Raw genomic sequence first — 12657 nt, 5'->3', positions numbered from 1 at the left:
CGGCGCACCGAGGACCTGCCTGACGGCCGGAATGCCGGGGGAGCGCAGGCATTTCGCCAGCCTCCCTCCGTCCTTCCCGTTTTTCGCGGGAGTGATGGACCGGGCCGGATCCGGCCAGGCAGGCTTTTTCTGCGGAAAGGCACATTGCCGGCCTTCCCGCCATCGCTGACGCAAATCTGAATTTTCCACGCTGTCCGGGCCATGGGCAGTCCACGCCAGGGCCGCCGCTGCCGGCATGCACGAACGGGAAAACGCACCCGCCGCCCCGATTCCGTCGGTGGCGGCGGGTGCGTCTTTGCATGGCTGAAACGTATATATCCGCAAGGCATCGTCTGGTCGGGCATGCCGGGAAACGGGATCGCTCTGTTCGGATCGGATATCGCAAATGACCCAATATCCGGCGGGCCCAGATATTGGAGCCGGCCGATCGCCAGATTGCCACCATGACATTGCCAAATCTCGCGAGGTCGGGTGCCGTTCATCGCAGAGAGTTTGCAGGCGCTTATGCTGCACTGCGAAAGTATAATCCTTCTATTGACTCATATGAGTATTTTTCATCCATATGATTATATGGAGGGGATGCGGTGCTGCGGCTGAAAGAGGTCGAAAAGGCCTATGGCGTTGCCGCGAATCCGATTCCGGTGCTGAAGGGCATTTCCTTCTCGATAGAAAATGGCAGCTTCTGCGCGATCCTGGGGCCTTCGGGATCAGGCAAGAGCACCCTGCTCAACATCATCGGCCTGCTCGATCACCCGGATCGCGGGGAAGTCCTGCTGGGCGATAATGCGGTGAACTTCGCCTCGGCGGAGGAAACGGCGCGGCTGCGCAACCGGCTATTGGGCTTCGTCTTCCAATCCTTCCAGCTGCTGCCCCGCCTCCGCGCCTGGGAGAATGTCGCCCTGCCGCTGCTCTATCGCGGCATTCCCAAGGCGGATCGCCGGCCGAAGGCGCTGGCGCTGCTCGATCGGGTGGGGCTGGGGCACAGGGCCGATCACCTGCCTTCCGAGCTTTCGGGCGGCCAATGCCAGCGGGTCGCCCTGGCACGGGCGCTGATCGGCGATCCCCAGTTGATCCTGGCGGACGAGCCGACCGGCAGCCTCGACAGCGGAACGTCGCTGGAGATGATGGACCTGCTCAAGGATCTCAGCCGCCGGCTGGCGGTGACGATCGTGATGGTCACCCATGATCGCCAGCTGGCCGAACGCTGCGACAGGCGGATCGAGCTGCTCGACGGGCAGGTGATCGCCGATACGGTGGCCATGTGACGCAGCGCGCGCCCGCGACTTCGGGAATTCCGCTGGCCGAGATCATCGGCGAGGCGTTCGCCAATCTGCGGGTGCAGGGGCGGCGATCGGCGCTGGCGCTGCTGGGCATCCTGATCGGCACCGCATCGATCGTGGCGCTGCTCAACATCGGCCATATCGCGCAGCTCGAGACGCTGAAGCTGTTCCGCCATCTGGGCGTGGATACGGTGCAGCTGCAGGCGACGCCCACAGGGGAAATGCCGCCCGGCTTCGATCCGGACGTGGTGGCGCAGCTGCCGGCGCGCGATCCCGATGTGCTGCGCGCCGTTCCCATCATCACCGGCCGCGCCTCGATCAGCGCCGGCCGCCAGACCACCGATGCGGGGATCGTCGGCATGCCCCCGGCCTTCGCGGCGACCGTGGGGCTCGCCCCACGGTTGGGGCGGCTGTTCCGGCCGATCGACAATTGCAGCCCCGTCGCGCTGGTCGGCAAGGGGACAGCGGAGAAACTGTCCGCGCCGGGGGCGGAGCTGCTGCCGGGCGCTGCCATCATCGTCGGCAATTACGGTTTCACGGTGATCGGCATCCTGATGCCGACCGCCCTCGAGGCGATCAATCCCAGCGATTACAACGAATCCGTCATCGTGCCGCTGGCCTGCTCACGCCGTGTGGTGGCGGGTGGCGTGCCCAATATCGTGCTCGCCAAGCTGCGCCCGACGGCGGACCCCGATATCGTGGGGCAGCGGCTGTCGGCGATGCTGGCCAACCCGCGATCGGCGATCCAGGTGATCAGCGCGCGGACCTATATCAAGACGATGAACGCGCAGAAGGCGGTGCATTCGCGCATGCTGGCCGCCGTCGGCGCTATCTCCCTGCTGGTGGGCGGCATCGGCGTGATGAACGTGATGCTGATGGGCGTGATGGAGCGCCGGCGCGAGATCGGGCTGCGCGCGGCCATCGGCGCCACGCCGCGTGACCTGCGGACGATGTTCATCGTCGAATCCGCGACGCTGGCGGTGGCGGGCGGCCTGTTCGGCGCATTGCTGGGCTTGCTGGCGACCTATTTCGTGGCGCGAAGCTCGGGCTGGACCTTCAGCATCGCTTATTATGTGCTGCCGCTGGGGACGGGCGTGGCCGGCCTCGTCGGCCTGATATTCGGCCTCTATCCCGCGATCACCGCGTCCCGCCTGAAGCCGATCGAGGCGCTTCGTGCGGAATAGGGGGCGCATAGCCGGGCAGATCGGGCAAAGCGGGCGGTTCGGCAAGGCTCGGGGCGCTTGGCGGCACCTTCAACTCCCGGGGCGTCGCGCAGCCGGCGGGCAACAGCAGGCACAGGCAAAGGCCGATTCTGGTCCCGATCATCGCCGCCTCCCCTGGTTGCTGATTGCGTGCCTTTGTGGCGCGATCGCCCCGGATCTGGCAAGCGCGCAGAAGATCGCGCCGATCGCGGCGGTAAGATCCCCGCCCGCAAATCCGGTGCCCAGCGGGCAGCCGGTGCCGCTCACTCTCGCCGAAACCGTAGCGCTGGGCCTGCGGGACAACCGGACGATCAAGTCCGCCTATCTCCAGCGCGTGGCGCAGAAGTTCGACCTGTTCGTGGCCGACACGCTGTTCCTGCCCAAGCTGAACCTTTCCGCGGATATCGCCCATCAGCGCGTGGGCGGGACCACCTTCAACACCTCCTCCGTCGGCGCGGCCGGCACCTGGCTGACGCCGATCGGCACGCGCGTGCAATTTTCCTGGGATCGGCGCGACCAGCTCGATTCCGGAAGGACGGGCCATAGCGATACGGCGGCTTTGTCCTTCACCCAGCCGCTGCTGCGCGGGGCGGGGACGAAGGTGAACATGGCGCCGGTGCGGATCGCCCGGCTGCAGGAGGAGATCAACAAGCTGAGCCTGAAATCCACGGTGATCGACACCGTCACCGGCATCATCCAGGCCTATCGCCGCCTGTCGCAGGCGCAGAGCCAGGTGGAGCTTGCGGAACTCTCGCTGGAACGGACGCGCGATCTCCTCGAAACCAACCGGGCGCTGATCGTCGCCGGCAGGATGGCCGCCGCCGATATCGTCCAGACGGAATCCGGCGTCGCCAACCAGGAAGTGGCCGTGCTGCAGGCGCGGCAGCAGCTTGCGAGCGCGCAGCTCGCCTTGCTGCAATTGCTGGCGGTGGACCCCCGCACCAATGTGGTGGCTGCGGACGAACCCGATGCCGAGCAGGCCGATATCGACCTCGATCGCGTGGTCGACCTCGGCCTTTCGTCGCGTGTCGACATATTGGGGCAGCGCCTGGCGCTGGAACAGACGCGGATCGACCTTGCCGTCGCACGGAACAACCGGCTCTGGGATCTTTCGATCGGCGGCTCCGTCTCCCGCCAGCGGGTGGACGATCCGATCCTGGGGCGGCTCGATCCGCCGACCGACCATAATGTGGGCGTACAGCTTTCCATCCCGATCGGGGATTTTTCCTACCGCCAGCGGGAAATCGGCGCGACCACCAGCCTGCGGACGGCGGAGCTGCGCTATCAGGACCTCACCCAATCGGTGGAAACGCAGATCCGCGATGCGGTGCAGACGGTGGAGGCGAGCTGGCAGCAGCTGGTGGCCGCCCGCCGCGCCCGCGCGCTGGCGGCGCGCGCGCTGGAATTGCAGCAGGAAAAGCTCAAGGTCGGCCGGGCATCGAATTTCGAGGTGCTGTCCTTCCAGGCGGACCTGCGCACGGCGGACACGCAGGAGCTCGCGGCCCGCATCGGATATCTGAACGCATTGACGAGCCTGGATCAGCAAATCGGGAACACGTTGGAAACATGGCGCATATCCCTGAACGATTGAAGCGGATGGACCGGCGGTCCCTCGGCTGGCTGGTCGTCGCGGCCGGCGGCCTTTTCGTGCTGGCCCTGTGGTGGCGGTCCCCCGGACAGCCGGAGGCGGGCGGCGAGACTACCGAGCAGACGATGGTCGTCCAGCCGCGCCCCTTCACCGCGTCGATCAGTTTCGCGGGCACGATCAAGGCGGGCGAGGGCACGGGCATCGTCGCCCCGTTCGACGGGACGGTGAAGGAAATGGGGTTCGCCTACGGCAATCCCGTGGCGCCCGGCCAGATGCTCGCCGTGCTCGACGTTTCGGAGCTGGAGCAGAGCCGCAATGAGGCGGAAAGCGCCTATCTGAAGGCGATGCAGGCCGCGCGGGACATGGAGGGATGGGCCAGCGGCCCGGAGGTCTCGCGGGCGCGACGCGCGGTGGAAAGCGCCCGGTTCGATCTGGCCGATACGGAACGAAAGCTGGCGGAAACCAAGACGCTGCTGGATCGCGGGCTGGTGGCGCGTACCGAATATGACGGCATGCTCCAGCAACTGCGCACGCAACGCACTGCTGTGGCCACGGCGAACGAGGATATGCGGGTGGCTTTGGAACGCGGCAATGGCCCCAATCGGCGCGTGGCGATGCTTGAGCTTGCAAACGCGCGCGCGCGCCTCGCGGTGCTCAATGCACAATTTACGGGAGCAGTGATCCGCGCGAAAGATGCGGGTATCATGGTACGCCCGCCTGCAAATAAGCTGGCTGTGGCCGCGGAAAATGATGTCCATGTAGGTGCCCGCGTTTCGCGCGGCCAGCTTATTGGCGTAAACGCCCGTGCGGGTGATCTTATTGTCACTTTCAACATCGAAGAAGCCGATGTCGCCTTGCTCAGGCTGGGACAACGGTTGATGGTAACTGGTGCAGGCTTTGCGGGGTTGGCGCTACCGGGAAAGATTGATGCAATTGCTGGGGAAGCCAGCAATCCTGGTGGCGTCGCGACACCTGGAAAGGCAATATTTACCGCTACAGCTAGCCTCGATCCGCTGGCGCCTGATCAGGCGGCTCGGGTCAGAGTCGGCATGACTGCCAATATCGCGGTAATGACCTATAATGCGGCTGCCGCATTGGTGGTTCCCCCTTCGGCGGTGCGGGGCGCGGTGCCAGATGCCTTCATTTTGGTGCGCAATCAACGTACAGGCAAGGATAGTCTGGCCAAGGTGCAGATCGGGCAGGTCGGACCGGATGGCGTGGAGATTGTGTCGGGGCTGAAGCCTGGGGATACTATAGTGTGGGAGGACGCACAGTCATTTCCATCGCAATAATTTGTATTAACTCATTAATTTTCATCAACAGTACTATTGTAGGGTCACTTTGAACCTAAAAATATAAAAAGACGCCCAAGCTCCGTTGGGGGCTTGGGCGTTCAGGGAGGAAGTTAACTATATTGGATGAATTACGGAGTCGCGTCGATATCAAATTCACCCGCTGCCGCCGTCAGCGTTCCAGAGAAGGTGCAGGCACCGACGGTTTGATTGAGGAACGTAACTCGCGCGTTCGGGGGCGGAGGCGAGCCCGGATGGGTGTAAGTGCCGCTGATCGATCCCGCGCAGGTGATCAGGCCGCCAATCGCCGTTGCGTTGATGCCGCTGATCGTAACCGTCGTCGGAGAGACCGAAATGGTGGGCGTCCCGTGCAGGGTGGCAAGGGAACATCCGGTCCCACCGCTCATCGAAAAGCTGCGCAGATTAACGGTATGTCCATGCGATGGATCCGTGGAGAGCGAATGGCTGAAGGTGGTATGGCCATCTCCAGCCATTTCCGGGACGTCATAAACCGCCGTAACGGTGCAGGTGGTGGATACGCCCAAAATCGTCGTTGTAATCGGGCCGCTCAAGACCATGCTATTGCCCGCTTTGCGGATCGTAACGGCATTTGCCGTGCTGCTCATGCCTGCCATAATAAGAGCGGCTGAACAGATAAGTGATAGCTTCTTCATGTATTGTCTCCTTCTCCTAACAATTATTGAGCAGAAGTGACGCAACATACGCAGAATATAACGATGTCTGCGATAAACATCATCTGCCCACGCGCCATTTTAAGGCATGATTATGTTTGCATTGGAATTATATATAGTCAAGTGATTCTTTTTTATAATTATTATAAACTAAAATTTATTAACAAGGCATGGCAAAACGGTTGGGAGATCTAATCGTGTAGATCACCAAATCCTGTGAGTTCCAAAATAATTACTATTTAATATAGTATTAAATTTTAAAATTTCTTAGTGATGTTGAATCCTATGATTCTAGGATCGAGGTAAAATGTATTTGCTGGCATTCCTATATCATCAGCACTAAGAAAAACGTCCGTAATTGGCTGGTCATTCAGGGCATTCTTCACGTATAATTGGAACGCAAGTTGATCTTTTGGTCTGGCAAAGGAGACAGAAATATTCAAATTTCCCCAACCTTTTAGTTTATCGAATTCCGTATTATAAACACGAGCATAACTCTTGGACTGTCTATAATAATCTCCGCGGAACGTTAGTTCCCAATCGTCGCTGTCCAAAAAGAATGTGTACTGTGCTCCAACATTGAAGGTGAGGTGCGGAGAATTTGGTAGTTCATTGCCGCCAAGATCGGCATCGAATCCTCTTCCGGCATTTGGAGCCTCTGTTAGAGGGTCATAGGTAAACCCTAGATACTGCCAATATGGCACGGTAGTTTCCGGGGGTATATTTGGATTGTAAGATCCAATACCGGTCGATCCGGGGCACAGTGCCGCAAGGGCCAACTCGGATGGAAAGGTGCTGAGTACCTTTTCGACATACTTGGTTGGCGCGACGCAGTTCGTCGGAACCTGTAGCCATGGCCGGACCACCGTCCAGTCCGGATTCCCCTGGGTGCGATCCATCACGTCGATCGATTTCGCATTCTTCTTCAATTTTGAATCGAGATATCCCAAGCTGCTGTTGAAGCGGAAATTTCGGTTCGGCTGCCAGGTCGCTTCTAGCTCGAGCCCCCAAGTTTGGGCGTCGAAGTTTTCCGTATAGGTAATACGATCCGTAACCTGAGATATCTGATAATTGTCATAATCATAGAAGAACGCCGTTGCGTTTAAACTTATAGTATTGTTGGCAAGAAGGTTTTTCGTGCCGATCTCAAATGCTGTCAAACCTTCTGGTTTATATCTATCGGATAGGGGAATATATTGAACGATCCGAGGATCAAAATCGACCCGTGGCGGATTGGCGCCGCCACCTTTGTAACCACGAGAGACGGATCCATAGACGAGTGTATCGTCGGTGAAGGAAATATTGGGTTTCCAATCGATAACAGCTCGTCCAGTGAATCTGCTCCATCCCTGATCTATGTCAGGTAGGGCTGGATATCCATAATTTACAGTTCCTCCAGTTATGATGGAACTGCTAAGAAGAAGTTGGCTTGGTATCTGGGTTTGATATTTTTTATCGTTTGTATATCTGGCACCTAAAGTGATTTTTATATCATCGGTGGCTTGATAATAAGCTTCGCCAAAGATCGCAAACGATTTGGTCTTAACATTATTTCTGCTCAAGAAATAATTGTGGCCAAGGTCATCTATGCTGTTAAGGGGATTTTTGTCCTTATATGGAGCATATTGACACGCTGGATCTTCGCTCGCCGCAGGGCAATTTAGAAATGATATAGTAGGAGGGCTTCCAAAAGCCTTTGATAAATCCTGAAGATAAACGAAATCTGTTGTTAGATTAAAAAGATTGCTGAATGCGTAATAATCGTCCGTGGTTTTGAAATTCAGATAATTCGCCCCGACGTTGAAATTGAATCTATTATTAAAATCCGATTGAAGGCGTATTTCTTGGGTCCACTGACGGGTTCTTGTTCTATTCAGATCCATAGTTAGCAATCTATCCGATGATCCAAGTTGAGGATCTGTATAAAATCCATCTGGAAGGGGGCCATCATCGGCATATGGTTCAAATAGAACGTTATATAATCCTTTGGTGTTTCCAAAAATAGGGTTGGATGCGAATCTATTGTAATCTTGAGAAGAATACCAACGATCTTTGCTGTATCCGCTCTGCGAAATTAAAGTTAAAGATTCGCCAATTTTTAATTCAAGGTTAAGTTGCACAATGTCGTTTTTGGCTTTGAATGTCGGATCGATAGCTGTCGATATTCTACGCGGATTGCGCGATTGAACAATGCCCGCGTAAGGATCGCCCGCTTTCACAAGGGGTATTGATGCAAATGTATTCGGATCAATGCCAATAACGATAGACTGCGCATTATAGAGTGCGGTCTGGCTTGCGGCGTTAGGCACGCCGAAGGCGGCATCATCGTAAAGCGATCCAGGCAAGCAACCCTGACTTAGGCGGCTGCGCAACCGATCGGGAACAATAGTGCTGCCCACCATTTCCGGGCCTGGATCGGTGGTGCACAGCGCCTTGCCGGTGCGAGAGCGGTCGTCATCCTCGTTGAAATGTTCCCAGATGACGTTCGCCTTGAAGCGGTCGCTGGGCTCCCATTGCGCGGAAAGGCGCGTCGACCAGAGATCGCGCCCGTTCACCCGGTTGCGGGTGAACTCGTTATAATCGAAACCCTCGCGCTTGGTGTAGGCGCCCGCGCCGCGGATCGAGAACGTATCGGTCAGCGGGATATTGAGCATCCCGCTCACCCGGCGGGTTTCATAGTTTCCCACCTCGCCCTTCAGCTCGCCCTCGAACTCACCGGTGGGCAGCGCGGGGAAGATGTTGACCACGCCGCCGGTGGCGTTGCGGCCGTAGAGCGTGCCCTGCGGGCCACGCAGAACTTCCAGCCGGGAGGTGTCGAAGAATTCCTGCTCGAACAGGCGATTCCGGATCAACGGCGTATTGTTGTAGCTCACCGCCACGCCCGGATCGCTCGACGAGTTCAGCGCCTTGGTGCCGATCCCGCGGATGCCGATATTGTACATGCTCGAAAAGCTTTTCGAGAAGTTCAGGTTCGGCACCCCGCGCACCAGATCGGCACCGCTTTCGATCTTCTGGCGATCGAGCTGGGTCCCCGAAAAAGCCGATACCGCGATCGGCACGTCCAGGATCTTCTCCTCACGCTTCTGCGCCGTCACCACGATGTCGAGCGTCTCCGCGGGGGTGAGATCGGGATTCTGGGCTTCCGCCTTGCTGGGCCTCGGCGTCGCCGGCTTTTCGACGATGAAGATGCCGGTGCGACCGACGCGGACGGTGAGGCCCGAATTGGCGAGCAGCCGGTCGAGGGCATCGCGCGCGCTATATTGGCCGGTAAGGGCGGGACTCTGCTTTTCGCGGACCGCTGCGGGATCGAAGGTGATCTGTTGATGGGATGCGCGGGCGAAGGCGTTCAGCGCGCCGCCCAGGCTTTGGCTGGGAATGTTGAAATCGTATAATTGCTCGCTCGTCTGGGCCGACGCCGGCACCGCGCATGCGGTGGCGATGCTTGCAAAGGCCGTCGCAGAATACAGATATCCCCGCAGAAAACTCCGCTTCATGAATGCCCCTCCTCATGCCGCAAGCCTGCTTTCGACTTGTGGTCATGAGGGTGATACGCGCGAACCGCCGATCCCCACATCCGCACGGCACGTCTTTTCCGCACCTTTTTCAGATTTATTTTCGGAAAAGACGACGTTCGATATCTTCGGGCGGCGTTTTTCCTGATTTTCCGGCGGCATCCCGTGAAGGTGGAGTGGCCGTCGGGTTGCGTGAAATCTTTCGGGCCGGCATCACGGGATCGGTTTTCGGTTGCAGCAAGGATCGCCCGCCATGCGCAGGATCGCCACCCTTACCCTCAATCCCGCGATCGACGGGGCGTGCGAGGCGGAGCGCGTCTTTCCCACGCACAAGATCCGCACGAACAACGAACGCTATGATCCTGGCGGCGGCGGCATCAACGTCGCGCGCGTCGTCGCGCGCCTCGGCGGGGAAGCGGAGGCTTATTATCTGGCCGGCGGTGTCACCGGGGCCGTGCTGGACAGCCTGATCGACAAGGCGGGCATCGCGCGGACGCGGATCGACATTCACGATCACACGCGCGTGAGCCTTGCGGTGCACGAGCGGGCCAGCGGCCAGGAATTCCGCTTCGTGCCGGAAGGGCCGCTGGTCGGCGACGCGGAATGGCAGGCGGCCCTCGATCGCCTGACGGTTGCGGAATGCGATTATCTGGTGGTGAGCGGTTCCCTGCCGCGCGGCGTGCCGGACGATTTCTATGCGCGGGCGCGCGCCGCGATGGCGCCGCGCGGGGTGAAATTGGTGGTCGATACGTCCGGGGCGGCGCTGGCGCGCACGCTGGTGGACGGCGGCATATTCCTGATGAAGCCCAGCCAGGGCGAACTGGAGCAGCTGATCGGCCGCAAGCTGGCGGACGTCGCGGCCATTGCCGAGGCGGCCTCCGCCTTCGTGGCGGGCGGGCAGGTGGAACATGTCGCGGTGACGATGGGCCATCGCGGGGCGGTGCTGGTGAATGCCGGCGGAGCCTTCCTGCTGCCGGCCGTGCCGGTGGAGGCGCGCAGCGCGGTGGGGGCCGGCGACAGCTTCGTCGGGGCGATGACATTGGGCTTCGCGCGCGGATGGAGCGCGGCGGAGGCATTCCGATACGGGCTTGCCGCGGGCACGGCGGCGGTGCTGACGCCGGGGACCGACCTGTGCTGCCGGGAGGATGTGGAACGCATCCTCGCATCGGTGCCGGAGCCGGAGGCGCTGACGATCGGGGCCTCCGCCGGCTGAACCCCTGCCTTCCAGCGCCCCATCCGCGTTGTCGGCCCGGAAAGGCGGTGCTAGGCCCGCGCCGGTCTGGATCGCAGTGGAGTAATGGGCATGGAGGCAGGCGCGACGGGCGCGAAACCGCAGGTCCTGGCCGGCGTGAAGGTGCTCGATCTCTCCCGCGTCCTCGCCGGCCCTTGGTGCACGCAGATCCTGGCCGATTTCGGCGCGGACGTGATCAAGGTGGAAATGCCGGGCCGGGGCGACGACACGCGCGGCTGGGGACCGCCCTTCCTCGATCCCGCCCCGGACGAGCCGGGGCCGGGCGAGAGCGCTTATTATCTGAGCTGCAACCGCAACAAGCGCTCACTGGCGCTCGACCTTTCGACGCCGGAGGGGGCGGCGATCGTGCGCCGGCTGGCCGCGGAGGCCGATATCCTCGTCGAGAATTTCAAGGTGGGCGGGCTGGCCAGATACGGGCTCGACTATCAGAGCCTGCGGGCGATCAATCCGCGGCTCGTATATTGTTCGATTACGGGGTTCGGCCAGGACGGCCCCTATGCCGATCAGGCCGGCTATGATTTCGTGGCGCAGGCGATAGGCGGGCTGATGAGCATCACCGGCGAGCCGGATGGCCCGCCCACCAAGGTCGGCGTGGCGATCACCGATATCACCACCGGCATCTATGCCACCGTTTCGATCCTGATGGCGCTCCGCCACGCGGAAAGCACGGGGCAGGGCCAGCATATCGATTGCTCGCTGCTGGATACCCAGATCAGCATGCTCGCCAACCAGGCGATGTCCTGGCTGGTGGGCGGCGTCGTGCCCGGCCGGCTGGGCAACGCCCATCCGACGATCGTGCCTTATCGCCTGTTCGACGCGGCGGATGGGCCGGTGGTGGTCGCCGTCGGCAATGACGGCCAGTTCCGGTCGCTGTGCGCGGCGCTGGGGCGGCCGGAACTGGGCACGGACGACCGCTTTGCCCGCAACGCCGCGCGGGTCGCCAATCGCGACGTGCTGGAGCCGGTCCTGGAAGGACTGATCGCTACGCGCAGCGCGGCGGAGGTCATTGCCATGCTGAAGGAAAACGGCATACCCGGCGGCCCCGTCAACCGCATCGACCAGATATTCGGCGATCCGTTCGTGGCGGCGCGGGGATCGGTGCACAATTTCGTGCGGGAGGATGGCGCGGCCGTGCCGACGGTGGCCTATCCCGCCAGGCTATCCGAAACGCCGGCCGATTATCGCCGCCGCGCGCCCTATCTGGGCGAGCATAGCAGCGAGATATTGGGGGAATGGCTGGGGATGGGCACATCCGAGCTTGCCGGCCTGAGGGCGGACGGCGTGATCCGGGATCGCCCCGGCACCGACGGCGAGGTGCCGTAACGCCGGCGACCCGCGGGGATTTCCCTTCCGCTTCATGAATATGGCGTAGTGCGCCATTCAGCTTCGGCATGCCATGAACGATATGCAAAGGACACCCAAGGGGACGAGATATGCGTAAGTTCATCATTGCCGCCGTGCTGGCCGCCGTTGCCGTGCCGGCAAGCCCGGTCCTGGCCGATCATGGCCGCGACCGTCATCACGGCAAGCATTACAACAACGGCAATCGCGGCAAGAATTATTGGAAGGGCGACCGCTATTATAATAACGGCCGCTATGACGGCCGCCGCCTGAGCCGCAACGACCATGTCTATCGTGGGCGCGACGGGCGCTATTATTGCAAGCGCGACGACGGCACGACCGGCCTGATCATCGGCGCCGCCGCCGGCGCGCTGCTGGGCCGGACAGTGGACACGAGCGGCGATCGCATGCTGGGCACGCTGCTGGGCGGTGCAGGCGGCGCGCTGCTGGGCCGCGAGATCGATCGCGGCGAGGTGCGCTGCAAGTAAGCACGGGCGC

9 protein-coding genes are annotated in these 12657 nt (G+C 60.8%); 7 read left to right on the top strand and 2 right to left on the bottom strand.

What is annotated here, in order from left to right:
* Positions 1–584: 584 nt before the first annotated feature.
* The 4 genes from CV103_RS06215 (at position 585) to CV103_RS06200 (ending at position 5362) form a co-directional block, all read left to right on the top strand.
* Positions 585–1265: an ABC transporter ATP-binding protein gene (locus CV103_RS06215; protein ID WP_015459330.1), complete on the top strand. Its 681-nt coding sequence runs from the start codon at positions 585–587 to the stop codon at positions 1263–1265.
* Positions 1262–2464 (top strand): ABC transporter permease, encoded by a 1203-nt coding sequence (locus CV103_RS06210; protein ID WP_015459331.1) that lies wholly within the window; start codon positions 1262–1264, stop codon positions 2462–2464. Before CV103_RS06215 ends, CV103_RS06210 begins: the two co-directional genes overlap by 4 nt.
* 274 nt (positions 2465–2738) lie before the next feature.
* Positions 2739–4073, top strand: coding sequence for a TolC family protein (locus CV103_RS06205; RefSeq protein ID WP_245896679.1), 1335 nt, complete (start codon positions 2739–2741; stop codon positions 4071–4073).
* Positions 4049–5362, top strand: a complete 1314-nt coding sequence (locus CV103_RS06200) for an efflux RND transporter periplasmic adaptor subunit (RefSeq protein ID WP_245896677.1) — start codon at positions 4049–4051, stop codon at positions 5360–5362. The genes CV103_RS06205 and CV103_RS06200 overlap by 25 nt, the downstream gene beginning before the upstream one ends.
* A gap of 131 nt (positions 5363–5493) precedes the next feature.
* Here the strand turns inward: CV103_RS06200 and CV103_RS22075 are convergent, their stop codons facing one another.
* Together CV103_RS22075 and CV103_RS06190 are read right to left on the bottom strand one after the other, a co-directional pair.
* Positions 5494–6036, bottom strand: a complete 543-nt coding sequence (locus CV103_RS22075) for a hypothetical protein (RefSeq protein WP_146163388.1) — start codon at positions 6034–6036, stop codon at positions 5494–5496.
* Positions 6037–6311: 275 nt separating this feature from the next.
* Entirely contained in the window at positions 6312–9548 is a 3237-nt protein-coding gene (locus CV103_RS06190; protein WP_107394331.1) for a TonB-dependent receptor, read from the bottom strand.
* Positions 9549–9819: 271 nt separating this feature from the next.
* On the opposite strand from CV103_RS06190, the gene CV103_RS06185 reads away from it, so the two are divergent.
* From CV103_RS06185 to CV103_RS06175, 3 genes are all read left to right on the top strand, one after another.
* Positions 9820–10779: a 1-phosphofructokinase family hexose kinase gene (locus CV103_RS06185; RefSeq protein ID WP_107394330.1), complete on the top strand. Its 960-nt coding sequence runs from the start codon at positions 9820–9822 to the stop codon at positions 10777–10779.
* Positions 10780–10869: 90 nt separating this feature from the next.
* Complete coding sequence (locus CV103_RS06180; RefSeq protein WP_107394370.1) at positions 10870–12141, top strand: CaiB/BaiF CoA transferase family protein; 1272 nt, start codon at positions 10870–10872, stop codon at positions 12139–12141.
* A 110-nt stretch (positions 12142–12251) separates the two neighbouring features.
* Positions 12252–12647: a glycine zipper 2TM domain-containing protein gene (locus tag CV103_RS06175; RefSeq protein ID WP_015459338.1), complete on the top strand. Its 396-nt coding sequence runs from the start codon at positions 12252–12254 to the stop codon at positions 12645–12647.
* The last annotated feature ends 10 nt before the right edge of the window (positions 12648–12657 follow it).

This window comes from Edaphosphingomonas fennica, from assembly GCF_003034225.1.
GTDB lineage: Bacteria > Pseudomonadota > Alphaproteobacteria > Sphingomonadales > Sphingomonadaceae > Sphingomonas_E > Sphingomonas_E fennica.
This window is presented reverse-complemented; position numbering and strand designations above follow the sequence as displayed.